Source organism: Sporotomaculum syntrophicum (assembly GCF_009932395.1).
Classification (GTDB): Bacteria; Bacillota; Desulfotomaculia; order Desulfotomaculales; family Desulfallaceae; genus Sporotomaculum; species Sporotomaculum syntrophicum.
Map to the genome: position 1 here is coordinate 3131 of NZ_LSRS01000001.1, position 23910 is coordinate 27040.

32 protein-coding genes, 1 pseudogene and 1 riboswitch are annotated in these 23910 nt (G+C 44.7%); of the genes and pseudogenes, 15 read left to right on the forward strand and 18 right to left on the reverse strand.

Annotated features, from left to right (window positions below; all coding sequences use genetic code 11):
• Positions 1–259: 259 nt before the first annotated feature.
• A complete protein-coding gene (locus SPSYN_RS00015; RefSeq protein ID WP_161820468.1) occupies positions 260–721 on the reverse strand; it encodes a VanZ family protein in 462 nt (153 codons plus the stop codon).
• 259 nt (positions 722–980) lie between these two features.
• Positions 981–1133: a type II toxin-antitoxin system HicB family antitoxin gene (locus tag SPSYN_RS00020; RefSeq protein ID WP_341478840.1), complete on the reverse strand. Its 153-nt coding sequence runs from the start codon at positions 1131–1133 to the stop codon at positions 981–983.
• A 190-nt stretch (positions 1134–1323) separates the two neighbouring features.
• Here SPSYN_RS00020 and SPSYN_RS00025 point away from each other — a divergent pair, with 190 nt between their 5' ends.
• The 4 genes from SPSYN_RS00025 to SPSYN_RS00040 all read left to right on the forward strand — a co-directional run bounded on the left by SPSYN_RS00025 (position 1324) and on the right by SPSYN_RS00040 (position 2794).
• Positions 1324–1551, forward strand: a complete 228-nt coding sequence (locus SPSYN_RS00025; protein ID WP_161820469.1) for a DUF1659 domain-containing protein — start codon at positions 1324–1326, stop codon at positions 1549–1551.
• Positions 1552–1660: 109 nt separating this feature from the next.
• The gene (locus SPSYN_RS00030; protein WP_161820470.1) at positions 1661–1888 is read left to right on the forward strand and encodes a DUF2922 domain-containing protein; all 228 of its coding nucleotides are present in this window, start codon (positions 1661–1663) and stop codon (positions 1886–1888) included.
• Positions 1889–2008: 120 nt separating this feature from the next.
• Positions 2009–2209, forward strand: coding sequence for a YvrJ family protein (locus SPSYN_RS00035; protein WP_161820471.1), 201 nt, complete (start codon positions 2009–2011; stop codon positions 2207–2209).
• 15 nt (positions 2210–2224) lie between these two features.
• Positions 2225–2794 (forward strand): D-Ala-D-Ala carboxypeptidase family metallohydrolase, encoded by a 570-nt coding sequence (locus SPSYN_RS00040; RefSeq protein ID WP_161820472.1) that lies wholly within the window; start codon positions 2225–2227, stop codon positions 2792–2794.
• A gap of 467 nt (positions 2795–3261) precedes the next feature.
• Here SPSYN_RS00040 and SPSYN_RS00045 read toward each other — a convergent pair whose 3' ends face one another.
• On the reverse strand, positions 3262–3678 hold the full coding sequence (locus SPSYN_RS00045; RefSeq protein ID WP_161820473.1) for a DUF2283 domain-containing protein: 417 nt from the start codon (positions 3676–3678) through the stop codon (positions 3262–3264).
• 566 nt (positions 3679–4244) lie between these two features.
• Between SPSYN_RS00045 and SPSYN_RS00050 the strand changes: the two genes are divergently transcribed.
• The 6 genes from SPSYN_RS00050 to SPSYN_RS00070 all read left to right on the forward strand — a co-directional run bounded on the left by SPSYN_RS00050 (position 4245) and on the right by SPSYN_RS00070 (position 8553).
• Positions 4245–5234 carry a hypothetical protein gene (locus SPSYN_RS00050; RefSeq protein WP_161820474.1) on the forward strand — a complete coding sequence of 330 codons (990 nt, stop codon included), beginning with the start codon at positions 4245–4247 and terminating at the stop codon, positions 5232–5234.
• A 327-nt stretch (positions 5235–5561) separates the two neighbouring features.
• Complete coding sequence (locus SPSYN_RS16385) at positions 5562–5720, forward strand: ImmA/IrrE family metallo-endopeptidase (RefSeq protein WP_423828267.1); 159 nt, start codon at positions 5562–5564, stop codon at positions 5718–5720.
• Between the two features lie 242 nt (positions 5721–5962).
• The gene (locus SPSYN_RS00060; RefSeq protein ID WP_161820476.1) at positions 5963–6460 is read left to right on the forward strand and encodes a zinc ribbon domain-containing protein; all 498 of its coding nucleotides are present in this window, start codon (positions 5963–5965) and stop codon (positions 6458–6460) included.
• A gap of 34 nt (positions 6461–6494) precedes the next feature.
• Positions 6495–6668: a hypothetical protein gene (locus SPSYN_RS15875; RefSeq protein ID WP_243152850.1), complete on the forward strand. Its 174-nt coding sequence runs from the start codon at positions 6495–6497 to the stop codon at positions 6666–6668.
• Between the two features lie 11 nt (positions 6669–6679).
• A complete protein-coding gene (locus SPSYN_RS00065; protein ID WP_243152851.1) occupies positions 6680–7408 on the forward strand; it encodes a helix-turn-helix domain-containing protein in 729 nt (242 codons plus the stop codon).
• 269 nt (positions 7409–7677) lie between these two features.
• Positions 7678–7784: riboswitch (cyclic di-GMP riboswitch) on the forward strand.
• A 64-nt stretch (positions 7785–7848) separates the two neighbouring features.
• Positions 7849–8553 carry a response regulator transcription factor gene (locus SPSYN_RS00070; protein WP_243152852.1) on the forward strand — a complete coding sequence of 235 codons (705 nt, stop codon included), beginning with the start codon at positions 7849–7851 and terminating at the stop codon, positions 8551–8553.
• A gap of 114 nt (positions 8554–8667) precedes the next feature.
• On the opposite strand, the gene SPSYN_RS00075 is transcribed toward SPSYN_RS00070, so the two are convergent.
• Positions 8668–9129 carry a response regulator transcription factor gene (locus SPSYN_RS00075; RefSeq protein WP_161820477.1) on the reverse strand — a complete coding sequence of 154 codons (462 nt, stop codon included), beginning with the start codon at positions 9127–9129 and terminating at the stop codon, positions 8668–8670.
• Between the two features lie 179 nt (positions 9130–9308).
• Positions 9309–9716 (reverse strand): type II toxin-antitoxin system HicB family antitoxin, encoded by a 408-nt coding sequence (locus SPSYN_RS00080; protein ID WP_161820478.1) that lies wholly within the window; start codon positions 9714–9716, stop codon positions 9309–9311.
• 189 nt (positions 9717–9905) lie between these two features.
• Here SPSYN_RS00080 and SPSYN_RS00085 point away from each other — a divergent pair, with 189 nt between their 5' ends.
• Positions 9906–10142: a DUF1659 domain-containing protein gene (locus SPSYN_RS00085; protein WP_161820479.1), complete on the forward strand. Its 237-nt coding sequence runs from the start codon at positions 9906–9908 to the stop codon at positions 10140–10142.
• 3 nt (positions 10143–10145) lie between these two features.
• Here SPSYN_RS00085 and SPSYN_RS00090 read toward each other — a convergent pair whose 3' ends face one another.
• From SPSYN_RS00090 to SPSYN_RS00115, 6 genes are all read right to left on the reverse strand, one after another.
• Positions 10146–10526 (reverse strand): hypothetical protein, encoded by a 381-nt coding sequence (locus SPSYN_RS00090; RefSeq protein ID WP_161820480.1) that lies wholly within the window; start codon positions 10524–10526, stop codon positions 10146–10148.
• The gene (locus SPSYN_RS00095; protein ID WP_161820481.1) at positions 10523–10756 is read right to left on the reverse strand and encodes a hypothetical protein; all 234 of its coding nucleotides are present in this window, start codon (positions 10754–10756) and stop codon (positions 10523–10525) included. The genes SPSYN_RS00090 and SPSYN_RS00095 overlap by 4 nt, the downstream gene beginning before the upstream one ends.
• 402 nt (positions 10757–11158) lie before the next feature.
• Positions 11159–13648, reverse strand: a complete 2490-nt coding sequence (locus tag SPSYN_RS15880; protein ID WP_243152853.1) for a virulence-associated E family protein — start codon at positions 13646–13648, stop codon at positions 11159–11161.
• Between the two features lie 46 nt (positions 13649–13694).
• A complete protein-coding gene (locus SPSYN_RS00105) occupies positions 13695–15650 on the reverse strand; it encodes a DNA polymerase (RefSeq protein ID WP_161820482.1) in 1956 nt (651 codons plus the stop codon).
• Between the two features lie 45 nt (positions 15651–15695).
• Positions 15696–16040 carry an rRNA biogenesis protein rrp5 gene (locus tag SPSYN_RS00110; RefSeq protein WP_161820483.1) on the reverse strand — a complete coding sequence of 115 codons (345 nt, stop codon included), beginning with the start codon at positions 16038–16040 and terminating at the stop codon, positions 15696–15698.
• A gap of 19 nt (positions 16041–16059) precedes the next feature.
• Positions 16060–16323, reverse strand: a complete 264-nt coding sequence (locus tag SPSYN_RS00115; protein WP_161820484.1) for a helix-turn-helix domain-containing protein — start codon at positions 16321–16323, stop codon at positions 16060–16062.
• 142 nt (positions 16324–16465) lie between these two features.
• Here SPSYN_RS00115 and SPSYN_RS00120 point away from each other — a divergent pair, with 142 nt between their 5' ends.
• The 3 genes from SPSYN_RS00120 to SPSYN_RS00130 all read left to right on the forward strand — a co-directional run bounded on the left by SPSYN_RS00120 (position 16466) and on the right by SPSYN_RS00130 (position 17903).
• On the forward strand, positions 16466–16804 hold the full coding sequence (locus tag SPSYN_RS00120; RefSeq protein ID WP_161820485.1) for a helix-turn-helix domain-containing protein: 339 nt from the start codon (positions 16466–16468) through the stop codon (positions 16802–16804).
• Positions 16805–17158: 354 nt separating this feature from the next.
• Positions 17159–17482: an AbrB/MazE/SpoVT family DNA-binding domain-containing protein gene (locus SPSYN_RS00125; protein ID WP_243152854.1), complete on the forward strand. Its 324-nt coding sequence runs from the start codon at positions 17159–17161 to the stop codon at positions 17480–17482.
• Positions 17463–17903 carry a PIN domain-containing protein gene (locus SPSYN_RS00130; protein ID WP_161820486.1) on the forward strand — a complete coding sequence of 147 codons (441 nt, stop codon included), beginning with the start codon at positions 17463–17465 and terminating at the stop codon, positions 17901–17903. The genes SPSYN_RS00125 and SPSYN_RS00130 overlap by 20 nt, the downstream gene beginning before the upstream one ends.
• Before the next feature lie 26 nt (positions 17904–17929).
• On the opposite strand, the gene SPSYN_RS00135 is transcribed toward SPSYN_RS00130, so the two are convergent.
• The 6 genes from SPSYN_RS00135 to SPSYN_RS00160 form a co-directional block, all read right to left on the reverse strand.
• Complete coding sequence (locus SPSYN_RS00135) at positions 17930–18427, reverse strand: YdcF family protein (protein WP_161820487.1); 498 nt, start codon at positions 18425–18427, stop codon at positions 17930–17932.
• Between the two features lie 158 nt (positions 18428–18585).
• A complete protein-coding gene (locus tag SPSYN_RS00140) occupies positions 18586–18867 on the reverse strand; it encodes a hypothetical protein (RefSeq protein ID WP_243152855.1) in 282 nt (93 codons plus the stop codon).
• A complete protein-coding gene (gene tnpC, locus SPSYN_RS00145; protein WP_279279234.1) occupies positions 18851–19687 on the reverse strand; it encodes an IS66 family transposase in 837 nt (278 codons plus the stop codon). Before tnpC (SPSYN_RS00145) ends, SPSYN_RS00140 begins: the two co-directional genes overlap by 17 nt.
• A gap of 98 nt (positions 19688–19785) precedes the next feature.
• Positions 19786–20796 carry a tyrosine-type recombinase/integrase gene (locus SPSYN_RS00150; RefSeq protein ID WP_161820489.1) on the reverse strand — a complete coding sequence of 337 codons (1011 nt, stop codon included), beginning with the start codon at positions 20794–20796 and terminating at the stop codon, positions 19786–19788.
• A gap of 2 nt (positions 20797–20798) precedes the next feature.
• Positions 20799–21776: a tyrosine-type recombinase/integrase gene (locus SPSYN_RS00155; protein WP_161820490.1), complete on the reverse strand. Its 978-nt coding sequence runs from the start codon at positions 21774–21776 to the stop codon at positions 20799–20801.
• Positions 21763–22698 (reverse strand): site-specific integrase, encoded by a 936-nt coding sequence (locus tag SPSYN_RS00160; RefSeq protein ID WP_161820491.1) that lies wholly within the window; start codon positions 22696–22698, stop codon positions 21763–21765. Before SPSYN_RS00160 ends, SPSYN_RS00155 begins: the two co-directional genes overlap by 14 nt.
• A 144-nt stretch (positions 22699–22842) precedes the next feature.
• Here SPSYN_RS00160 and tnpC (SPSYN_RS00165) point away from each other — a divergent pair.
• Positions 22843–23442 (forward strand): annotated as a pseudogene (gene tnpC, locus SPSYN_RS00165) (IS66 family transposase); the annotation flags it as partial.
• A 214-nt stretch (positions 23443–23656) separates the two neighbouring features.
• On the opposite strand, the gene SPSYN_RS00170 reads toward tnpC (SPSYN_RS00165), so the two are convergent.
• Positions 23657–23910: transposase (locus SPSYN_RS00170; RefSeq protein ID WP_161820492.1), on the reverse strand; the 254-nt coding region annotated here is incomplete at its 5' end.

Here is a 23910-nt window from a genome sequence, read left to right on the forward strand (position 1 = left end):
ATATTGCGGAATCTATACGTTTTAATATGTGATTCTCCGGTATTATATGGTATAATTCAGTGTAAAAGCTGCCTTGTTTAAAGGTGGTTTCAACTAGCATAAAAAGCATCCCCCGGTATATTTTGTTGTGGTGACTTAATTATACTATAGGTGGGGATGCTTTTTGTGTTTTATATGGACTTTTTCAGTGGTCTCGAACCGTCCCCTTGTGTCTATAAAGCCTGACCCCCTTCTTGTAAATCAGCCCCCAAAGCGCGAACTAACTGCCAATCCTGACCTTTTTTCCTTTAACCAACCTACTAACTACCCAATAAAATCCAACTCCTACACTGGCTCCAGCACTATCTATAAATACATCCTTCACCTGTCCACCTCTGCCGGGGACAAATAGTTGATGGATTTCATCTGATATAGCATAAAGAGCGCAAACGCCTACAGTTATAACCACGCTCCGATAACCATGTACCCCACTTCTCCTTAGGGCATTTATCACCAATATCCCTAAAATCAAATAGACAAAGAAATGAGCATTCTTCCTTATTATGTGATTAAAACTTTTTATATCAAACTCCGCTTCTGGAGCAATTTTTTCTACCGTTTTTACAATAATCTCTGTTATCCCTGTACTTAACTGATTTGACTGCTCTGCTACCTGGGAAGAAAAATTAATTATAAGTGCCATCCAAAGAAGCACAGCTGTCCAGGAAAGAAATTTATACATTATAAAATTTCCTTTTATTCCTCATACCCCTTCTCAAACCGCTTAGAATCGCGGCATATTTTCCACGATGCCACATTTGACAGTCCAATTCAACGTATTTTAGGCAGGCCTTGGTTAAAACCATAGCACTAACTAAATCATTATAATATAGGAAAGCGGCGACTCCAACCACATAATGCAGTTAGTTTAAGAAAGTTAAAGCCTGACCCCCTTCTTCCCTGCGTCCAGATAGTAATCTGATTCACTAAAACCCAAATCCTCAAATAAAATCTGGTTCAGTTTCTTTCGCATGCTTTACTGCATCGTCAACATTTTGGGCACTGGGAAGGCAACCTGGTAAATCAGGAAATTCTATAGTTATTCCATCACCCGCAAAGTCAAAGATAGCAGGGTAAATATAATGACCTTTCAATTTAAACCCTCCGATAAATAATTGCACGTGTCAATCATGAATTAACTATGTAGTTCCTCTCATCCACTTATCCAAATAATACAGTTAGTTTAAACAAGTTAAAGCCTGACCCCAAAAGATGGCGGTTTGCGTGCGGTTTAGCCGGTTTTGGCGGTGCTACAATATGGTAAAAGATGAGGAGGTGAAATAAATGGCAGTTGAAAAAGTACCCAGCGGCACAACCTTGCGCATGCAATTTCAAACCGGGCTGGATGGCGACGGTGATCCTGTTTACCGCACCAAAAGCCTGAGCAACGTTAAAACCACAGCTTTAGACCAGGACGTTTACGATGTAGCCCAGGCCCTGGTCGCACTGCAGGAGTACACCGTAACGGCGGTGCTGCGCGTGGACAGCGCGGTACTGGAAGAAGAAATTTAGGGAAATGTTGAGCAATGACAACTGATGGTGCCACGTATTACCGGCTCCCGGCCGGCCGGTAAGGGCATGAATTAACTAAAAGCAAGCCGGGGAAAGGAGGCGCTTTAATATGGCTGTAACGCAAACTTTAAAGATGAGTTTTGTCAACCAGGCGGGCACCAAGACCACCATTTCGCTGGACAACCCCAAGGATACCCTGACCCAGGCCGAAGTGACCGCCGCGATGGACCAGATTATCGCCAAAAACATTTTCAATTCCGCCGGCGGCGATCTAGTGTCCAAGCACAGCGCGGCAATCATTGACACCACTACCACTGTACTTTATGAACAGGAATAGGTAACATACCAAGAAACGACGGGCGGAGCTCTGCTCCGCCCGTCTGTATCCGTCCCCTGAAAACTCAATGACATACCCGCAGCAAGACATCCAGTCATGGAAGAGAAGGAGTGAAGCCTATTGGAAGAAATCATGAAACTAGCCGCTAATTACGGATTTCCCATGGTGGTGGCCGGCTACCTTCTAGTGCGGCTAGAGCCGCTGATCAGAGATTTAGAAAAATCCATCACCCTGCTGACCATGGTAGTGGCCAAACAGTCGAATATAGATATAGCGCAGGTACAGCAAATCATCGAGGGCGGCCGAGAACGTTACCCTTAACCGGAGGTAAAATAAATGCAAATAGGTACTAAAGGTGCAAACGTAAAGAAACTTCAGCAACAGCTGGCCGCTGCCGGATTCAACCCCGGGCCGGCGGACGCCCTCTTCGGCGCGCTCACCCGCCGCGCAGTTGCGCAACTGCAGCGTAGCTGCGGACTTAAGCCCGACGGCAGTGCAGGCCCGCAGACCCTGGCGGCGCTGGAACTGCTGCTGCCCCACCGACCCCGGCCGGGGCACCGGCTAAGCCCGCATTTCACCGAAACAGAATTCGCCTGCCGCTGCTGCGGTCTGGTGCGGGCGAACCCGCGCCTAGTGCACCTGCTGGAGCAGCTGCGCGAACAGCTGGGCAATAAACCGGTGGTAGTGAGTTCCGCTTACCGCTGCGCCGCGCACAACCGTGCAGTGGGCGGAGCCAGGCAAAGCCAGCACCTGCTCGGCAACGCGGCGGATATTGCGGTGACGGGGGTAGCCCCGCGTGAAGTGGCGGCAGCCGCTGAAAAGATAAGCTTTGCCGGGGTGGGAAGGTATGCCGGTTTTACGCATGTGGATGTGAGGCTTGGCGGAAAGGCGCGTTGGGTGGGGTGATGTGATATTTGAGCATTTACTTTAACAATGTCCCCTGTATGGCACGCCTAATTGTGAAATAATCTTGGTAAAAAAAGCACGTTTTTAATCTGACTGGAGGTAGAGAGAATAATGAAATGGGAGGAAGTAAGAAAGCTTTACCCTAACCAGTACGTGCAAATAAAATAATAAAATCCAACCTTGTAGGGAATGTGGAAAAGGTTGAAGATGTTGCCATCATACGGAGTATATCAAATTCCACAGAGGCAACCGAAGAACTCATGAGAAGCAGGGGAGACACTCTGGTCTATCATACAAAAAACGAAAAATTAGAGTTAGAAATTAGAAATAACCCTGGTTTTAGAGGTATTATATGAGAATGGCAATTGATTACCATGATGACCTGCTATTTACCACACTAAAGTTGACCTACCTAGGCAAGACACTAAACAGTACAACCGGCGCCCCGATAATCTTGATTATATGGGTTAGTGTTTTTCACAGGCATTAAGCATCGTCACCCCGGCCATTTTTCCATCCCGGTAACGAATAATTAAACCATCCTCCGTCAATTCACTATCATCTGCTTCAACGGGCTTATCGTTAAAGTTAACGTAAAGAACATTGGCTTCATCGTCATAATGTAGAAAAATCTTATTTTGCCCTAACGCTGAAATCAGGGCCGGTAAAGTACGAACAATCTTACTTAATTCAGCTACTTCGGCCATACCTGTACCCTCCTTTGTAGTTGTTTTATTTTCTTTGTTATGAAGGCAAGTTATAATAAAGCCGTCCTTTGTGCTTACCTCTCGATACACCACCACTATGTAATTATCGGCTTCCAGTTCCTGTACTGCTAAAAGCTCATCATTATTGCCTAGCACAACTGATAAATGTTTCCTCATTGTATTTACAACCTCGGTATAAAAACCTTTAACTCAGGATGACCGATTACTATATGCTCCCACCGTTCATCCGTTAATCTTACGGGAACACCGTTAACAGATATTTCTACACGTATTAACCCCAACTTAAAAAAAGGACCTCCCTTACAATAAGTAGTACACCTGGTATATTATCAGGTTTTAATAAGGGTTAATTTATATTAAAAGTATTATCACGCCGGTTTTTCAGGACTTGGCCATATTTTAACATTTGACTGCAAAGACCGGTCGTCACTGTTTTTAAGGTAAATTAGCAATAATTGTTAGTTAAGTTATTATAACACAACTAGCGTGATAATGTTATCACGCTAGAGTTAACATCTTTAATACCCAAAGGGCCCCCCTAAGGTTCAGATAACCAGAGGAATTAATCGCCTGTGACGCTTCATGTTTATTAAGTGCAATGAGCCGTGTGAGATAAAGGTATACCGCTCTCTCTTGCAGAACTTGTGATATAAGGAAAATCATGTTGTACTGATAGTTATAAATCAATGACATAATTAATTGTAAAGGAAGGATAGAAAACTATGAAATACAAAAGGGTGTCAGTGCATGTTTTTACCTTTGCTGTTCTGCTCGCTGGGATCATTACACTTGTTGGTTGTACAGGTGTGATGACCAATCAGAGGAACACACCACAGACTACAATTAACCCGGATTCTACTTTACCTGAGCTTCAATGGTCGGGCGAAAAACCACAGCTGCCCGAATTGACTGTATGGGAGTACGCTGCACAGCCCGGACCGCCAATGGATATAAAAGAATTATTGGCTCGCATATGGGAAGGCCAAGAGTACGAGGTTTATGAACATGGGGAATATGGTATGCTTTATCGTCTCCCCCTTTATCAAAGCAAGTATGGTAAATTCCGTGAAGAATTGGAAACCTTCGATAACGGTTTTTCATATCGCTGGGAAATAAACGAAAATTATCCCAAATCAAGGGAAATGGACATATCTCCTAAACAAGCATATGAAGAAGCCGCAGAATACGCACGCCATTTCCTTGGGGATAATCGCTTTACAGAGTATCCAGTAAACTTTACGCCGGCTGTTGACGAGGATGGTAATCAAGTCAAGCATTTCTATGAATTCAGCTGGGAGCATCGGATTAGTTCCATCCCCGTGTACAATGAAGGGTTGTACTTGCGCGTCATCCCCGAGGGTATACCACAATTACGATTAAGTTGGAGCACATTTAGGCCACTGGACACCAAACCGAAATACAAACCACTGACCTTTGACGAGGCGCTGTTTTCACTGAACTATGTCCGTAGCTTTGTCGATCCGCAAAAATGCACTGAACATAGCAAGGAAGACTTCCTTGTTTCAACTCAAGTAGTTTACAGCAACATGTTTTCGGATAATCCTGTTATTTACCGTCCAGTATGGGAATTCATATTGTCGCGCGGCAACAAATCCCACCATTTCCCAATACTGGTAGATAGCATGACAGGCAATGTATGGAGCAACCACGATGGTATCGTGGATTCTTATCTTACAGACCGTCAGCATTAAAAGCATTATCAACAGTTGTAAAACGGTCCGTGGGCATAAAAAAAGCGCAAGCGCTAGTAAAAGCAGTAACCAACAGTATTGGTAGAACCAACGGTCATATGTCTTCAGAAGCTATCCTGCAGAACTTGCTTGCTGAATACGAACTGTACCGTATGTAACTTGAACAATTGATAATGGTATTGCCCGCTGAAAGCCGTATTTGAGAGTGTTAAAACACTACAACAATACGGCATTAACCAGGCGCCTATTAATTTATTTATCATTTTAAACGCCCTAAAAAGAACCATACGATTGTGTTCGTATAGTAAGTTTTCTAAACAATCCGGTATGAACATACCGGAAATATGCGATTATTTTGAAAGTGATCTTGGTGCGTGTGCATATAATAGGGACCAAGAAAAATATGTAATATATTATAACGATACTAAGAACAACCGCGGCTTGAAACGATTTACCGTAGCCCATGAATTAGGCCATATTTTTTAAAGCATCATCAGGACACCGAAACTGATATTATACTTAGAACAAACATATCAGAAACTAAATATAGCAGTTTTGAAAATGAAGCGAACTGCTTTGCCCGTAACCTTCTATCCCCTATTCCCCTTGTTCAACGCATCACCGATATCAACCATGTTAATGCCATAAGCGACATCATGAACGCTTTTGTAATTTCATACAAAGCCGCAGTTACAAGACGGATTTTTTATGAACACGACAATTACAGGATGACGGCTGATTTTTACAGCTTCTTCAATAACTTTACTATCCTTTACGGTTATTATTGCTTTCATTGCGGCAATGCCGAAATTGGCTCAACCGGTTACTGTAAGACATGTGGTACACAAGTTTCGATTTTTGCAAAAAGCTGCAGCCGGATTTTCTACACCGGTGTTAAAGTTAATGAAAATGGACGGGCTATAAAATGTCCCCGGTGCGGTAATGAAGCATTCTCACCCAAAGAGAAATATTGTAACATTTGCGGCGCTTCACTTTTTAATGTTTGTGAAGGTGTACCCATTGTAGACTCTTACGGCAATATTTTTGTTTCCACGCATCATATTAATGACGGTAATGCCCGCTATTGCAGCAAGTGCGGCTCCCGAACAGCATTTTATAAACAGGGCTTCCTTAAAAAATGGACCGCCGCTAATAATGTTGAATATCAGCATGATGCCGTTGCCGAAACCAGGCCGGATTTATATGAAATGAAAGATGGAAGTTAAAGCCTGACCCCTATTTCGCAAGAGGTGAAAAGATATGCGTCCTGAAACAGTTGAATTTCCACATAGTATGCCGGTCAAAGCATTTGTCCGGAGTATCGAGCAATATCCCTACCATTGGCATGACGCCCCGGAAATTGTCCAGGTGTTGAAAGGATCGTTAATATCAGCCTGGGCAATGATAACCTCCTCCTTAATGAAAATGGCATAGCAGTAATCAACATGGGTGAATTGCACCGGATTTTCAAAAGCAGGGAGAATAATGAAATTTTGTTTATTCAAGTTGATGACCGTTTCTGTCGGAACATTTTATCGGATAATAGCTATTTTTTTATCTACTGTTGTTCCGTCTACCATGAAGACGAGGTCCTGGAAAAGTACCAGATACTAAAGGGATACATTGCCCGCTTGATATGGGCATTAAATGATAGGTCCAGCCAGGATGATCAGAGAGATATTATAGACATCCTGACCGCAATGCTTGGCTATATCACCTACAATTTCGATTTTCTGCGCTGGGGGTATGGGACCAAGGCATTTAGTGAAAAACGGGTGAAAAGGCTTAAGCAAATGGCTGCTCATATCAAAAGCGATGATGAGGTCCAACTGGGACTGAAAGAACTGGCGGCTGAAGCTGGTGTTAGCCTGCAGCATTTGAGTAACGATATTAAAGACAAATTTGGCTTAACCTTTCAGGAATTACTTTATTACAGTAAGTGTGAGCACTCCGCAAAGCTCCTGTTAAGCACCGATAAAAGGATTGTTGACATTGCTCTGGAATGTGGGTTTTCCGATCCCAAGTACCTTATCAAACACTTTAAGAAACACTTTCACTGTAACCCTTCCGAGTTTCGGAAAACATACCGGGCAGATGCGAAAAAACTGCTCTCCCAGGTACAGTACCGGGAAATTCCTCTTTCCCAGGCCATGAATTATTTAAGAATAAAATAATCTTTTTCCTTTTAACCCGTCCAAGATGCAAAAATCCACCATTAATTTCTTTATTTCCTAAAACACGTAAATCGTCAATGAATTTCTAGTGGAAAGAAAATAGGATTAATCTAATAAGTGATTGAGATCAGGGTCCTCCTCATCAATTCAACAAGATTCGTCATTATTACAATATTTTCACTGCAGGATTTTCTAATGGTCATATGCAACTATAATACCACGGATTACTTCAGATGGAATATGTATGAATAAATTATAAAAAAGGTCCTATTCCGAAAAGGCAACCCTTTGCATGTATCTCCTAGGTTTCACATGACAAAGGGACGCAAAGCTTGGGCCACACTTGGTAAATCAAAGTAGCAGACCGGCTACCGAAGATAGGATTGCGCATTACCTTTATCCTTATAATGCGATGTGCAACTATTTAAGGGGGATCGGTTATGGAAAAAATTCGCCTTGTGATTGTCAGTGAAGATGTTGCTACAAGACGAGGTTTAAATTCAATTTTTAGTATCGAAGAGGCTTTTGATGTACAAGGGTGTATATCGTTATCAGAAGCATTAGATAAATCCATAAACTTGCAACCTGACGTAATGCTCATGGATATTCATAGTGAGGATATATACAAATATGGGCAAAAAATCAGTAAGATTAAGCAAGAGTGCCCCTGTAGTATGATAATTGCCCTTGTAGAAAATGAACAGATTGAAAAACTAGCCGAAGTTTTAGATACAGGTATAGACAGTTGTATACCTAGAAACATTATGCGGGGCTGTTTGGTAAAAACCATTGAATTAACTTGCCAGGCGGGAATTTTTTGCATGCCTGGTTCCTTTAGAAAGATAGTCCTGTCCAATAATATGTTATTAGATAAATCAGATAAAAATGTTCACCTGAGTGAATTTTGTACTGATACATCTGCCATTATGAAAACCTTAACCCAAAGGGAAAAGGAAGTATTACAGTTGATGGCACAAAACTACTCCAACCGGGAAATCGCGAGTAAACTTTTTATAAGCGAGCCAACTGTAAAGACCCATGTTAGCAGCATACTGCGCAAACTGGGCCAGAGCAACAGGGCACAGGCAATAGTGTATTCTTATAAAGCCGGGTTAATTGATGATACAGCCGTTGATCCCAAATAAAAGGGTATGTCCATAACTACCACTTGTTCAATTAATATTAACAATTGCAAAAAAGAATATCTTCCATCTTCAGTATGAGATAAGTTGGAATTAAAATGTCTTTAAAACTCATCCTTAATTCTTCATTGAGTAATCTTCCTCAACAAGACCAACCATGTTCTTTTTCGTCTCATTCTCAACATTCGTCACGTTTCCTAAAAAAAAGAAATGGTTCGAATAGCATAGCAGTTCCAATGCTCTGAATAGAAAACCTGGTAAAATAGGCCCTTGCACATATCCATTACAAATTCCTGTTAATTTACTGAAATTGTTACCATATAATGGCCTGTCAGTGAAAATAACAATCTTTGTCCACTTACAAAGTTTATTGATATTCTTTAAAACTTCATAGTCAGCATCTTCAAGTAAGCATAACTTGTATATTAATATGTCCGGTTGTAATTGGTAGGCCTCCTCGGTTACGTCAGCACCCTCACGCCCAATTACATCTAAATGTTGGGAAGCTTTAAATATCATCGCCACCCCGCTGCGAATAACTTTACGATTGCAGGTAACAATAACTTTAATCTTTGACATATTAAGTCCTCCTGAAAATGAAAACAATAAAGAAGGCTTCCACATTAAGGAAGCCTTCTTTATTGTATTCTTAAGCCGATTTTCTTACTATCAGGCTTTGGTATGAGTTATAAAAATAAGCTTTTATTAAGGATTAGTCTTAATGATTATTTATCCATTCTACTGTATATTCCGGTCTATTATTTTTTATTTGTAATACCCAATTTATGTTTCAATGCTTCTTGCAAAACAGATGAAAAATTTACTTTTTCCTTCTCAGCCAAATCGTTTAACCATTTTGGTAAGGTTAGAGTTTTTTTAACAGCTTTATTTTCAACAGCATTTCTATATATCGGCATCCAAACTTCAACAAGCAGGATTGCTTGATTGGTGTTAGGTTTTAATTTTTCTATACTTGTCGGATTGGGAATTTCTTCGTTATCAACTTCCATGTTGTATAAATGCAATGCCATAGCTTCTTTCGCATGCTTTACTGCATCGTCAACATTTTGGGCACTGGGAAGGCAACCTGGTAAATCAGGAAATTCTATAGAAATTCCATCATCCGCAAAGTCAAAGATAGCAGGGTAAATATAATGATCTTTCAATTTAAACCCTCCGATAAATAATTACACGTGTCAATCATGAATTAACTACATAGTTCCTCTCATCCACTTATCCAAATAATACAGTTAGTTTAAACAAGTTAAAGCCTGACCCCTAAAGATGGCGGTTTGCGTGCGGTTTAGCCGGTTTTGGCGGTGCTACAATATGGTAAAGATGAGGAGGTGAAATAAATGGCAGTTGAAAAAGTACCCAGCAGCACAACCTTGCGCATGCAGTTTCAAACCGGGCTGGACGGCGACGGTGATCCTGTTTACCGCACCAAAAGCCTGAGCAACGTTAAAACCACAGCTTTAGACCAGGACATCTACGATGTAGCCCAGGCCCTGGTCGCACTGCAGGAGTACACCGTAACGGCGGTGCAGCGCGTGGACAGCGCGGTACTGGAAGATTTGGGTGGGGTAATGTGATACTTACTCTCCATACAACAACTTGGCCAGTTTGCCAAGCGAACGGCTGCGGATTCTATCAACATTTCGCTCGCTGTACCCCAGCTTTATCTGCAGCCTGGCCGTCGCTCCCGAGCGCAGAGAATCTCTCATGTAAAATTCCTTTAAAACCAGCTGCTCGGTATCGTCGAGATAACACCACGCCGGTTCAAACCAATCCATAAATTCCCGGGCTTGTTTATAGCGCTGCTGCAAAACATCGATTTTATCAAAAGACCGGGCCATCATTTCTGCACCTGTCCCTTCCTCTACGCCCTGGATGGCCAAGATTTTTTTCATAGCGGCATAATCTTGAAGGGCGGCAATAGCAGCTCTTCTCTTATCCAAATAAGACCAGCCAATCATAAGCATCCCTCCTCCCCGTTTAACAGTTTGATATTCCCGCCGTAATAAACATCTATGATATGCCGGCGTTTACGCTCGTCCAGCGATTGAATATATTGAAAAACCTTTTGCCTTTCTCCGGCCAGCCGGGCTGCAGTTTTGAAAAAGCCGCAGCCGGATCCCCGGCACTTTTCCACAGTCAAGGCTTTGCACCGGCCCCTCTGGTAAGCAAAACAATCTTGCTCAGGCATATTTGCCCCCCTCCCAACACTAGTTAAGCTGATGATGACGGCCAAGAGTAAATGTGGCCGATAGTTGTAGTCGATTGGGTAAAAAACCCTATACCCGCGTATACGCTTTATAAACACATTTATATATATAATCTATTAATTAATATAGTTATAGACTACTTAGGCTACTAATTCGCCCGATCCCTTGCGGCCCAAGGGATAAGTCTGTAGGAGATACATGTGGGTGATATTATTTGGCGACCACATTGCGGCAGCGTCGCCCACACACCCGGCAAAATTCTGCCCCCATAGTACCGCATTGACTACACATATGACCACTTCGCCTACGCCTTCGCCCACAGCTCAACTTATCATATTATCCAAATAATACAGTTAGTTTAAGAAAGTTAAAGCCTGACCCCTTTAAGCTCTTATGAAGGCGCGCTGGGAATTGTAAATGGGGAAGCGCATGTTGCCCTTTTTGTTGCCGTCGTATCTTTTCCAGCCGCCGATTCTCATTAGGATGGATTCAATCTCGTAAGAATCGACGCGCTTAATGCCGGTGCGGTCGTTGCCAAAGCACTCACACCAGATCTCCAAGGAGCAGACGCGATCCCGGCGTACCGTGCCGGCCGCCTTACCGCCGAATTCACTCGCACCGGCAAGAAAGCTGCGGCGTTCATAAAGATCCATTTTGCCCCAGTCTTCCGGCAGCAAAGTCTCCAGATAATGTTCAACCAACCCTTCCCGGTCGTCGGATTCCATGGCTTCCCGTTGCTCCTCTGCGGCCAGGCGCTCATTTGCCCCGGTGAGCAGCAGTTTTTCGCCGGCTCGATACTTCACCAGAGCCTCGGCCCATATCTGATCAATATCGGTCATATCCCACACTTTCTTGACCCCGCCGGTTACCCTGACCGGCCAGAACCTGCGGTTGCCCGTCACATCCCTTAAAAAACCGCCGGTGCTGTTGGTGCTGCCCACAATAACACATTGCCTGGGGTGGTTTTCCACGTTAATCCCGTAGCTTTGCCGGAACTTATCGTCTGTCCTGGTGATGAAAGATTTCACCGTTTCCACATCCATCTTCCGCAGTCCCGCCAGCTCCCCCAGCTCCAAAATCCAGTAACCCTGCAGCTTTTCAGCCCCGGCTTTATCCCTCATATCCGCAACAGTCAGGCTATCGGAAAACCACCTGCCGCCTAGTTTGGCAAAAAAGGTAGACTTGCCGATACCCTGGGGGCCGTTCAGCACCAGGATATAGTCAAACTTTATGCCCGGCTCAAAAACCCTGGCCACCGCAGCGCACAGGGTTTTTCTAATCACCGCCCGGGAGTAGCCATTGTCCTCGGCACCCAAATAATCAATGAGCAGCCTGTCCACCCTCTCGATGCCGTCCCAGGCAGGCAGCGCATTAAAATAATCGCGGATGGGATGAAAAACTCTCTCCGATGCCGCGGTCAAAAGAGCATCCCTTACCTTGTTGGGCGACCAGATAGCGTAGTGCCCGTCAAAGTACATCTTCAGATGGGCAAAGTCGGCATCGCCCCAGCCGGGCTTGACCTGTTTCCACGGCAGTTTCCCGTTTACATCAATAAGATAGGTCATCTCGTTATAAGCAATGGCCTTCAGCCGGGGATCGTTTCTCATGATAGTGAGGATGTTGGTGGGTGTGTTTTTTACCGAGCCGTCCCTGTTCAGCTCCAAACTTAGCTGCCAGCTGTTGTCAGCTTCACCGTTACCCGCTCCGGAGTTCGCCACATTACCGGGCTCACCGGCACCCGCGCACCCGTCACCACCAAAGCCACCGGCAGCAAAGCTGCTGCCCGCCGCGCCGCCACAGGCAACTGCGACCCCGGCGCGACCGGGCGTTGCAAACTGCTTTCGCACTTCATCCTCCCGCTCTTTAGCCAGCTGTCCCTTAACCGCCTCATCCCCGACGCAAAAATCCAGCATGGCCTTGTATGACGCGTTTTCATCCTGACCGGCCTGCTTGTCCAGCTCGCCAAAACGGTGGAGCCGTACCAAATCAAAGGCATTTAACAGCCTGCCGCAGACCGGGTCGGTGGCATGATGGGAATAGGCAAACTTGTTTTCATAAATAACCACTCCGGCTGTGGAATCGGCGGGAATATAGTCATACCTCCCCGGCACAAGGCTGGGAGCGTAAACACCGGTGAGAAATTTTTCAATGGCCTCGGTGACGGTATAAGCCCGGCAAAAAGTTCCCACCAGGCCGCCTTTTCCCGTGGGGTCGGCCTGCTTTTGCACCAGTCTTTGCATAACAACCTGCTGCCTCGAGGATACCGGCCAGGTGGATGAATCCCGCCAGTTTTCATAAAGACTAAGGATATCGTCCGGATTCAAAAACTTACCCTCGATAACCCTGAAAAAATACTCGCCGTCCGATGATGTACTCGGCCAGTACATGAGCCGGTTGGGCTCATAGGTGGTGTCGTCAAAAAGCTCAATCCCGATTCCCGCGGCCAGCTTCCGGGAGACGGCCTGGTACTCTTCCGCCGAAACCGGGCGGGCCAGGGGGATAATCAGCCGCAGCCGCGGTTTTTCCGGGGTATGCTTATGGGTTGAATAAATGCAGCAGGCATAATCATACAGCAGCTCAAGGTTACCGGCGACAGCCTCCGCATCACCCGCATAATCCATATCCAGCGTCAGCATGGAACGGGAGAGAACGTTTTCTTTCCTGCGCCGGCCGTTTTTCAACTCCCCGGCCACAAACCCGCCCACATCCTTAATATCGTCCTGCCGGTTTTTCTTTATCTGGCGATACTCGGCCTGAGTCTCTCCGGTAACGACGGTACGGGAGAGTCTCTGCACAAACTCGTCCCAGGACACCGTCATCCGGCGCCAAAATTTATCCTTGCGGCTTTTGCCCGTTGAAATAATAAATTGCATCGCATACTCCTTTGTCGACAACTTTAAGAAAGTTAAAGCCTGACCCCTATTGTTTGCGGTAAAACGAGCATTCGTAGCCGTCGGCGCTTAGCGGCAGACCCGGGGCCCAGGGGACGGGCTCAGTCATGATACGGCACACGTCTTCCACCGAGCCGGAGCCGTTCTCGACTTCACAAATCACTTCATCGTGGATATGGGCGACGATTTCGTAACCGGCATTGTCCAGGCGGAGCATGGCTTCCGCCAGCAGGTCCCGGGAGATAGCCTGGACTATATTCTCCACAATCTTGGGGCCGTAGGTTTCGATGCGCTCCCACTTTTTGGCGGGGCCGGTGCCTTCATAAGTCAAGCCTTCTTTACCGAATTTGTTCAGCCTCAGCTGTGGGTTTACATAAACAAGGTCCCTGCCCGACGGTAAGGTGATCAAAAGCAGCCCGTTTTTATATGTAAAGTTAATACCGTGGGTGCATGTTCCGGTTCTCCCCCGCACCGCGCCGGCAGCCGCTTTATCCACCTGCCACCAGAAACGCACAATATTGGGACTCGCCGCCCGCCAGTGATCAATTAACCCCTGCAGCTCGTGTTCCTCAACACCCATCTCCAGGGCACCCATAGACTTTAAGGCCCCCACACCGCCGCCGTAACCACAGGCTAATTCGGCAATTTTACCTTTTTGCCTCAAGGGGCTGTCTTTGGTAATACTATCCACAGGCACGTGAAACATCATCGAGGCCGCCGCTTCATAAATCCTGCCGTGGGAAGCAAACACCTTCAGCCGCCACTTCTCCCCGGCCAGCCACGAGATGACCCTTGCTTCAATAGCCGAAAAGTCGGCTACAATAAAGCGGTGGTTTTCTCTGGGAATAAAGGCCGTCCTGACCAGTTCCGACAGCACACCGGGGGTATTCCCAAAGAGCAGCTCCACATCGTCGAACAGCCCTTCCTTCACTAAATCCCTGGCCAGCTCCAAATCCCGGAGATGATTCTGGGGCAAATTTTGAATTTGTACCAGTCGCCCGGCCCAGCGCCCGGTGCGATTGGCCCCGTAAAACTGCAGCAGCCCGTGTACCCGGCCATCCAAGCAAACCGACCGCGCCATAGCCTCATATTTTTTCACACTGGTCTTGGCCATTAATAGCCGCAGTTCTAATACCTCCGCCACCTCGCCCGTAGTCTTCTCCGCTAATTGGGACACCGCTTTTTTTGCCAGGCTCGCCATCTCAACTCCCTGCCGGGCAAGCCATTCTTTAAGTTGGCCAACAGAGTTGGGATTGGGCAGGCCGGTCAGCCGGCAGGCCTTTTTCGCGGACGCAGCCGTAAACTGCCGGTCACAGGCAATAGCCTTGTCCACCAAACCCATATCCACCATCAGGCCCCGGTCGTTGATTTTCTGGTCCAGCACATATAACCTCTGCTCTTGCTCCGGTATGGGATAGGCGGCCAGCTTTTCACGAATGGCCAGCTCCACCTCCACATCACGGATATTATATTTTTTAAACAGCTCCCACTTTTCCGGATCATCCGACGGCATATTTCTGTTCCTGCCGCCAGATGCCCCCGCTATCCTGCAGGGCGTACAGAAATACCTGACCAGGGCCTGGCCTTCGGACATCTTCTGCTGCTCCAAACCCAGCACCCGGCCCACATGCTCAAGGGATAAGGGCAGGCCCAGCAGGGCTGCCCGGGTCATACTGCAATGCCAGCTCTCCGCGTTTAACGTTACCGTCTCGCCCAATAACCGGCTCAGATAGCGGGAGAGGCAGATGCGCTCAAAATTACAGTTAAAAGCCGACTTTTCGATACCGTCATCCAGCAGGGCATCGATTAACCAGGCAGGCAATTGGCCGCCGCCGGCCAGGTCAACCAGCTCCACCGGGCCGTTATCCACACTGTAGGAAAGCAGTAAAATATCGAAGACGGCACTCTCGGCATAGCGGTAAACACCGCATTTACCCAGGTCTATATCTGAAAATGTCTCAATATCCAACGAGATAGACCTCATCGGTTTGCCACCTCTTACTGCATGAAGTCGTCATCAACTTCAATCTCATTTTATTGCCTGCACCTCCCTGAGCACTGCGGCGTAATGTTTGGGAGCGATAGCCGTCAGCTTGCTGGCACCGTATTTATAAATAATGGCTTTCACCGCCTCCCTGCGGCCCTCCCGGCTTTTCTCCGCCATAGCCGCTCTCACTTCCTCCAGAGCAGGCCGCTCCAGCTCCGCCGCAGTCGAATCCGCCGGCGCTGCTTTGGCCGGCGCCTGTTCTGCCGGTACCGCCGCAGCTGCCGCTGCGGGCTCACCTGTCTCCAATGTCCCCAACAAAATTTCAAGGCTACCGGCCAGGCTCCTTAAATCGCTTATCACCCTTAGCAGCGCTTGGTTTTTACTCATGTTTAACTGCTTCCTCCCATTATGAAATATGCTTCACGCATGCATGATGTTGATTTAACATAACACTTTCAACAAAGAAATAATCTTCAAAAGGCTCATCTGGAAATGCATTTTTAAATTTCATGATAAATTCCTGACCAACTGCGCTATTTTTCCTTTTAATCCGCCATAATTGCGTGCGACTGACATTTAATGTCCTAGCCATTTCCACTTCCGTCATATCTCCCTGCAGCCGCAAAAAGTTTGATAAATTTAATCTAATGTAACTTGATGCCGGCTTCATACCTGCCTCCTTCCCCCGGTTCACCGGACACCAAAACCATAACACAGGTATTGTGACCATTCAACAGATAATTGTCAATTTACACACAATTGTTGCACCGGTGTTACACTTGTGATAAAATTTTCATAAAGGAGTGGCTACTATGACTTTGGGAAAGTATATCGCCCAAAAAAGGCAGGCTCAGGGTTTAAGTCAACGCGAATTGGCAAAAGACATCCAGATAAGTCATTCCACCATATCCAGAATTGAAAAAGATGATGGTATTACCCCGGACAACGCTACGTTAAAAGCTTTAGCCCAAAGACTAAACCTGGATTATAATTACTTGCTTGCCCTGAATAAAACCATTGACGACGAACCGGAAATTCGCATCATACAAAGAGCCGCCAAAAAAATGAACGATGCTCAGAGAAAGAAAATGTTAAACATTCTAAAAGCATCATTTGGTGAACTTTTTGAGGAGGATAATAATGCTGAATGATGGCAGATTACAACAAAGCCGTATTTGAGAGTGTCAAAACACTGCAACAATACGGCGTTAAACAGGTGCCCATTAACTTGTTGATTATTTTCATTTTATAAACAGGGCTTCCTGTAAAATTGGACCGCCGCTGTCTACGATATATATCCCGGTTCCGGAACCCGGCGTACCCGGGATGACGCCGTTGCCGAAACGAAGCCGGATTTTTATTAACCGGATTTTTTTTAATGAAGATAAATAATTCGGGGTTAGTTTAAGAAAGTTAAAGCCTGACCCCCCAGATCACAGTTTACCTAAGTCAATTTTTAGGTTATCATATAAGTAGGAAGTAAGAAGTAAGGAAAAGGTGATTAAATGGAAAAGAACCTGGAAATTCGTCCAACAATAATATCCCCTATTAATCGCAAAATGGCTAAAATAACGAGCAAAGGACAAGTTACAATACCTAAATTAGTACGAGATGCTTTAAAGATTAGGGAGGGTGACGAAATTGTATTTGAGGTTCAAGGAGATAGGGTAAACATTCGCAGGATGACCGCAATTGACTCCCTTGCTGCAACCATCGGTCCTAAACTTAGAAAAGAATTTCCCACCCCCGAAGACTTCGAACAATACTTAAGGAATAACCGCCAAGAACTATTTGAAAGGATCTACGGCAGTGATAAAAGTAGCGATTGATACCAATATACTTTTTTCATCATTTGTATTTGGAGGAAACCCTAGAAAACTTTTATGTTTGGCTGAGAATCATAAAATACGTCTAGGTATACCAAAGTATTGTATTTTAGAAATTGAATCTGTATTTAAAGATAAATTAGGCAAGGAGGCCGATAAACACTTTCAAATGCTGGAAGAATGGGTAGATATGTATGCCGAAAGAATAAGTAAACCAAGGAATAAAATAGTTAATAAGTACAAAGACTGCACTAACGATATTTGGGATTTACCCGTGCTCGCATCTGTAGTAATATGGGAGCCTGATTTTTTTGTGACAGGTAACCACCGGTCTTTTAATAAAAGTAAGGTTGAATTATATGTAAAAATGGTTTCTACTTCAGAACTGCTAAGTATTTTTGAATCTGCTCAGATAGCAACATAATAATTAACCATATACCTGCTAAAGAATCATAGGTATGAACCCATTGCCTTCACAAAAATCTTCTTCGCCCGCCCGGAATGATATTTAGAAGTCACTATAATCAAGGAGTCAATATCCTTTTGACTCTTCAGATATTCCCTCACCTGGATCGCTTCATCCTGGGTACTAAGCGCATCACCGGGCAGGATATTCACCTTTTCTGCCGGCACTCCCAACTGCACTGCCACTTCCCTGGCAATATCGGTATCATGAGGGATCTTTACCCCTCGGCTCACCACCAGATCATAGGCTCTGACCATATTTCTGACCATCACTATTTCATCTGCATACCCGGCCTCATATAGTTCTACCGCACCCAGCATCCGATCAGGTCCGCTGCCCATCAAAACAACAATGATATCGCTACGCTGGGGTTTATCCTCTACCACCAGAAAACTGCCCAGGCTAGGTAAGGATAATCTACCCAGCGCTAAAACAGCGAAAATAGTGGCTAAGGTAATAAAGAGTCTTCCTTGTATCTTCATATATCAACATCCAAACATTTCACTGCAAGTTATTCCGGTACCAGGCATGCCCATCTTCTATTTTGTTAGCTTTTTAATTAAAATAAAGTTTAATAGCAATTTGTTTGTAAGCGTCAAACTAGTTGACGCCTTGACAAATACCAACTCATATCAAGCGATTACAGGTATCCCTCGTCACTGATGTCAACAACATCCAGAAACTGTTTCTGTATGAGTTCCCGGAATGCTTCATCGCTGAGGCGTTCGCCTTTATAAACACCGTCTTCCACCAGACGCTCGTCAATCAATCTAGCAAATTCTTCGTCTTCACGGGCCATCTTTTGGTAGTGCTGCTGTACTTCATATGGAAAATCCAGTTGAAAATCGATACGGCTCATGTTGCCTTTGAGGAATGCTTCGACCATATCGAGAACTGTGTCAATGTTACTTCGCTTTTTCATGTTGGCTCCTCTCACCTAAGTCTGGCGGGATTTTGCACGTCTCTGGCGCGTTCCAAGGCAGCAGCTGTTCTAATTGTTTCGGATCGCCGAGGTCCATGTTGGGTGCCGCTTCGAAAACATAACACAGAAACCGATAGGGATCCAAATGGTTCTCCTTGGCAGTCTCAATCAAGCTGAACATCACCGCGCTGCCTTGCGTCCCTTTCGGCGTGTTGGCAAACAAAAAATTCTTCCGGTCAATGACGAAGGGTTTGATGCTGCGCTCCGCCCGGTTGTTGCTGATCTCCAGCCTTCCGTCCAAGAGATAGTTTATTAGCCAAGGCCATTGTTCCTTTACATAATAGATTGCTTTGCCGATTGCGGATTTCGGCGCGGTTTTCTGGGCGATAAGCCACGCCGAAAAAGCGTCAAGCACCGGTTTTGCCAGTTCCTGACGTTTCTCATAGCGTTTTGCCGCTGGGTATGCCACCAGTTGCTCTTCGATGTTAAACAATGTATCACAATAGCGTTTTCCGCGTAGAGCCAAAGACCCCTCACGGTCTTTGGCCGAGAGAGCTTTCAGGGCTTCATCAAATTTTCGCCGGGCATGAGCCCAGCAGCCCACCACTGTGATTTGAGTCTGTAGACTATGGTAACCGCTGTAGCCGTCTGCATGCAAATATCCGGAAAACCCCTTTAGAAATTCGGCTGGGCGGCGGGCTTTTCGATCCGGCTGGTATTCATACAAGATAATAGGCTGTCCGGTATCTCCGCTTGTCCGGTATAGCCACATGTAGCTCTTGGACTGGGCTGGTTTCCCCGGTTCCCGCAGCACTTGCAGAGTGGTTTCATCTTATGTGGAGCCATATATTATGCAAAGTCATGGGCGGTTATGCCGCACAGACAATGGATTTACGGCATAACCACTCAACATAATTATTAGATGTTTTTCCGGAGCCAAGCAATCAAGGCTTCTTTTTCACTTTCACTGTACTCCTCAACGGATTCCGTAATCAGGCTGCCTGCCTGTTCAATGTATTTTCTTTTCAGTTCTGGGTTGCATCTTGCATAAATCTCTGTTGTGGTAACAGATGAATGTCCAAGAAAATCCCTTATATATATTAAATTTACCCCGTTTTCAAGCAGATGCATTGCTTTGGAATGCCTTAATACATGAGGATGAAGTTTAGGTGGGTATAATTCTGGCCTTGCCTTACGAGCTATGTGCCCATATTTATCAAGAACGTAGGATACTCCCGATCTTGATAAGGGTTTATCATATCTGTTGACAAACACTGAATGCGCCACGTCGCTGATGCCGGCAGAGTTCAGATAAGCTTTTATGATATCTGCAGCGTTGGTACTTATAGGTATTACTCGTACCTTTTTCCCTTTTCCAGTAAGGGTAACCGTGTTTGGACTCCTGAAGGCAATATCACCTACACTTAAATCTATGAGTTCCTGAACCCTGCAGCCGGATTCATACATTAATGCAATCATTGCAAGATCACGGATACCTTGCGTAGAGTGACTGTCGGGCATTTTAATAAGATATTCAACAGCATCTACACACAGGTATTCAACCGGTTTCTGTGGGGCCTTCTTAATACGGATTTTAAAGACACCCTGACACAGGTTACTTTCCTCCGGGCTTTTGCGTGCCACATAACTACAAAAAGCTTTTAATGCAGCAAGCCGCTGGTTTCTTGAGCTAATGCTGCAACCTCTTGACTGTTCCAGCCAATCTAGAAATCTGTTTACATTGTCTACATTTAGCGTATCCATTTTTAGTTTGTTAATCTTGAAGATACCGGCTTCCTCAAGGTATTTAAAAAACAGTATGAATGCATCCCGGTATGACTTTATGGTATTGATTGACAAACCTGCCTCATTACCAAGATATTCTGTAAAGAAGCTTGTTAAATAATAAGATAATTCCTTTCTGTGCATAATCACACCTCCGGAAAAATCTTATCAGCATCTTCGTGGCTGAACTGCAGTATGTCAATGAAGTACTGCTTTGTCAGACGGAGATATTTTTCTGTCGATTCAATACTCTTATGCCCGAGATAGGTACTAAGTATGGGAAGTGAGCAGTAAGGATCCATTCCTTTGTGAATCATCTGTTCCAAAGCATGAACACTGAAAGTGTGCCGCAGGTCATGTACGCGCGGGTACTTTCCATTACTTAACTGGGATATGCCGATTTTATCCTCCAACCTTCTAAACTGATTCCGGATGGTTGTTGGAGAGTATCTTTCATTGTGAAGCGCAGGGAAAAAGTATGGATTTCCTGCTCTTTCAACCTTTGAATCATACATGGACAAATACTGTCGTAGTGATTCTGATACCGGAACCAGACGGGATACATTATTTTTGCCATTCATAATGACAAGAACTCCATTATCTAAATCAACGTGTTCACATTTAAGGGCAAGGGCTTCGCTTACTCGTAATCCGCATCCATACAGCATACGGAATACAGCAGGATATATATAAGGGGTATTTACAAACTTATTCTTGTTTGGCCCGATTGCATCAGCTTTTCGAAGAATCCGGCTGATTTCATCTTTGGTAAAGATATACGGAATAAAGTCTTCGGTAGTTTTAACCAGTTCCTTTTGGTATACATAAGCTGGAATGCCTCTTAGGTTTAAGAAGAGGGCAAACTGTCTTATATGGGATTGTCTTATATGAAGGGTTCGGGCACTTTCATTGCCCCTTTTCGACGCATACGCATTAACCAGTTCCGGCTGTAAAGTCAATATAGGATCTGATTTTGAGTTAGAGTATATAAAATTAAGCATGCGGTTTACTTCGGCCTGTTCGCTATAGGAATACTTAAATCCAAGGGATTGTTTATATTCCACATACTCCATAGCAATGTCACGGTAAGTCTTGGGGAAATTGAAGGTGTCATACTTTTTCATACGGCACCTCCAAAGCTACTTCTCTAAGGGTGTCAACATCGATGTTAAGATACATTCTAGTGGTATTGATGTTTGAATGTCCCAATACCTCCTTGATTACATACATCGGGGTATTGTTATGGAGCATGTTACTAGCCAGAGAATGCCGCATGGCATGCGGTCCATGTTTACGTTTCGATATATCAATGCTTGCTTTTTGGAAGTATTTGGATACTGCCTGGTGTATACAGGTATTAGTCAACGGCTTCCCACCATTTTTTATACCTATAAAAATATACTCTGAGTCGCTCTTCGGACGCCCATTTTTTAGATAGTCAATCAATGCATATTTGATATTTTCCAGCAAAGGCAGCTGATTAAAATTTTTAGTCTTATACTGAACAAACTCAATCGTATTGTGTTCCCAATGTATATCCGATATTTTCAACCGGATGATGTCTCCTGAGCGAATACCAAGTTCTGCCGCCAGCAGTACTATTACAAAGTCCCTTTTTCCATAAGGTGTACCCCGATCTAAGGCAGATACGATTCGCCTGATTTCCTCATTGGAATAAAAGGAAGGTATACGTTCCCGTTTGTTGGTAAATATGACCGGGAACAACTCATTACCTGAAAACAGTGTAAGGTTTCTGCTGTTTAGAAAATTAAAAAAATGACGCAAAATAAATATGCGTCCACTGATAGTAGAAGAAGATAAATGAGCAAGAGAAGATAAATAGCCAGTCACATTTTTCTGCTTGCAGTGATGAAAATCCTTCACGCTATTATCACCAAGATAATTCATAAAAGAAGTAATCGTTACTTTTTTAGATGAAATTGTCAGTGGTGACAGGTTCCTAAATTCTTCTAGGTTCAGGTATTCTTCTAGGATATCTAAATAAATATCATACCTAAGAAGAATCTTTGTGATTTTGTTATGCATTTTGATGCACCTCCCTTTTTATGAGGATAGCATCAAAACATTATGTTGAGTTGTAGTACCGTAAAAATTGGCCCAATTACCTACATTGCAATAACTTTTCAACTTGATCAGGAATAACTTTGCATAATATATGGCTCCACATAAGACGAAACTCCGGTACAGGTCCTAAATGAAGAGGGACGCAAGAATACCACGGATTCCTACATGTGGGTCTACAGCACCGGTCAGCACTGTTCTCATCAAATCAGGATCTTCGATTACCGGACGGGTCGAAGCGGCAAGTACCCGCAGGAATTCCTTGAAGGATTCAATGGATACCTTCATACGGACGCCTATGCCGGTTACAACAAAGTGACCGGCATCAAGCGATGTCTTTGTTGGTCTCATCTGCGAAGATATTTCGTCGATGCCCTGCCGAAAAATGTCCAAAGCCCGGAAGCAGCCATCCCAAGTCAGGGAATTGCTTACTGCAACAAACTTTTCGACATAGAAGAGAAACTTGAAAAACTTTCACCCCAGGAGCGCAAGGCCGAACGTCTGAAACAGGAGAAAAAGGTTTTGGATGCTTTTTGGGCATGGGTTGATTCCGTCAGGAACACCGTTCTGCCCAAGTCCAAGCTGGGAGAAGCCTTGAATTATGCCTTCGTCCATAAAAAAGAGCTGATGAATTACCTGGAAAACGGCCACTGCGTTATCTCGAACAACCTGGCTGAAAACAGTATCCGCCCCTTCACGATTGGAAGGGTTCTGAACATGCTTTAGTGTAAATGGAATAACCATCCATAATTTTGGTAATACTTTTACTGTAGCATAAACAGGGCAACGCTGAGGAGCGACCCACGCTTGCTACGGCTTATACGGTAAAACAGCGGGCTTATTGTTCGCTGTTTTTCATTTTACCGGTAAGCCCAAAGCGTATAAACCTCGGGGGTATGGGGGCAGAGCCCCCATGCGGCTTTTAAGCTGCAAATCTATCTGCAAAGAAAATCATAATCTGGCTGTACGCCATTGCCCAATTCCGCACCGGCATGGTCCACTTTTTGGCTATTTCTTTGACCGATAGGAAAACAACCTTTCTTATCGAGTCGTCAGTGGGGAAAATCGCCTTTGCTTTCGTGAATTTTCGCACCATTCTATGGTATGCCTCTACTGCATTCGTCGTGTAGATTAGATGACGGATCTGCTCGGGATAGTTGAAAAACGTAGTAAGTT

Excerpts from the sequence above, each read along its gene's own strand:
- SPSYN_RS00050 (WP_161820474.1), top strand. The coding sequence starts at position 4,245 with ATGAAATACAAAAGGGTGTCAGTGCATGTTTTTACCTTTGCTGTTCTG.
- SPSYN_RS00015 (WP_161820468.1), bottom strand. The coding sequence starts at position 721 with ATGTATAAATTTCTTTCCTGGACAGCTGTGCTTCTTTGGATGGCACTT.
- SPSYN_RS00125 (WP_243152854.1), top strand. The coding sequence starts at position 17,159 with ATGGAAAAGAACCTGGAAATTCGTCCAACAATAATATCCCCTATTAAT.
- SPSYN_RS00075 (WP_161820477.1), bottom strand. The coding sequence starts at position 9,129 with ATGTCAAAGATTAAAGTTATTGTTACCTGCAATCGTAAAGTTATTCGC.
- SPSYN_RS00040 (WP_161820472.1), top strand. The coding sequence starts at position 2,225 with ATGCAAATAGGTACTAAAGGTGCAAACGTAAAGAAACTTCAGCAACAG.
- SPSYN_RS00065 (WP_243152851.1), top strand. The coding sequence starts at position 6,680 with ATGGGTGAATTGCACCGGATTTTCAAAAGCAGGGAGAATAATGAAATT.
- SPSYN_RS15880 (WP_243152853.1), bottom strand. The coding sequence starts at position 13,648 with ATGCAATTTATTATTTCAACGGGCAAAAGCCGCAAGGATAAATTTTGG.
- SPSYN_RS15875 (WP_243152850.1), top strand. The coding sequence starts at position 6,495 with ATGCGTCCTGAAACAGTTGAATTTCCACATAGTATGCCGGTCAAAGCA.
- SPSYN_RS00090 (WP_161820480.1), bottom strand. The coding sequence starts at position 10,526 with ATGATTGGCTGGTCTTATTTGGATAAGAGAAGAGCTGCTATTGCCGCC.
- SPSYN_RS00135 (WP_161820487.1), bottom strand. The coding sequence starts at position 18,427 with ATGAAGATACAAGGAAGACTCTTTATTACCTTAGCCACTATTTTCGCT.
- SPSYN_RS00150 (WP_161820489.1), bottom strand. The coding sequence starts at position 20,796 with ATGCACAGAAAGGAATTATCTTATTATTTAACAAGCTTCTTTACAGAA.
- SPSYN_RS00030 (WP_161820470.1), top strand. The coding sequence starts at position 1,661 with ATGGCTGTAACGCAAACTTTAAAGATGAGTTTTGTCAACCAGGCGGGC.
- SPSYN_RS00060 (WP_161820476.1), top strand. The coding sequence starts at position 5,963 with ATGACGGCTGATTTTTACAGCTTCTTCAATAACTTTACTATCCTTTAC.
- SPSYN_RS00025 (WP_161820469.1), top strand. The coding sequence starts at position 1,324 with ATGGCAGTTGAAAAAGTACCCAGCGGCACAACCTTGCGCATGCAATTT.
- SPSYN_RS00140 (WP_243152855.1), bottom strand. The coding sequence starts at position 18,867 with ATGAAAAAGCGAAGTAACATTGACACAGTTCTCGATATGGTCGAAGCA.
- SPSYN_RS00160 (WP_161820491.1), bottom strand. The coding sequence starts at position 22,698 with ATGCATAACAAAATCACAAAGATTCTTCTTAGGTATGATATTTATTTA.
- SPSYN_RS00120 (WP_161820485.1), top strand. The coding sequence starts at position 16,466 with ATGACTTTGGGAAAGTATATCGCCCAAAAAAGGCAGGCTCAGGGTTTA.
- SPSYN_RS00085 (WP_161820479.1), top strand. The coding sequence starts at position 9,906 with ATGGCAGTTGAAAAAGTACCCAGCAGCACAACCTTGCGCATGCAGTTT.
- SPSYN_RS16385 (WP_423828267.1), top strand. The coding sequence starts at position 5,562 with ATGAACATACCGGAAATATGCGATTATTTTGAAAGTGATCTTGGTGCG.
- SPSYN_RS00155 (WP_161820490.1), bottom strand. The coding sequence starts at position 21,776 with ATGAAAAAGTATGACACCTTCAATTTCCCCAAGACTTACCGTGACATT.
- SPSYN_RS00070 (WP_243152852.1), top strand. The coding sequence starts at position 7,849 with ATGGAAAAAATTCGCCTTGTGATTGTCAGTGAAGATGTTGCTACAAGA.
- SPSYN_RS00105 (WP_161820482.1), bottom strand. The coding sequence starts at position 15,650 with ATGAGGTCTATCTCGTTGGATATTGAGACATTTTCAGATATAGACCTG.
- SPSYN_RS00095 (WP_161820481.1), bottom strand. The coding sequence starts at position 10,756 with ATGCCTGAGCAAGATTGTTTTGCTTACCAGAGGGGCCGGTGCAAAGCC.
- SPSYN_RS00110 (WP_161820483.1), bottom strand. The coding sequence starts at position 16,040 with ATGAGTAAAAACCAAGCGCTGCTAAGGGTGATAAGCGATTTAAGGAGC.
- SPSYN_RS00045 (WP_161820473.1), bottom strand. The coding sequence starts at position 3,678 with ATGAGGAAACATTTATCAGTTGTGCTAGGCAATAATGATGAGCTTTTA.
- SPSYN_RS00115 (WP_161820484.1), bottom strand. The coding sequence starts at position 16,323 with ATGAAGCCGGCATCAAGTTACATTAGATTAAATTTATCAAACTTTTTG.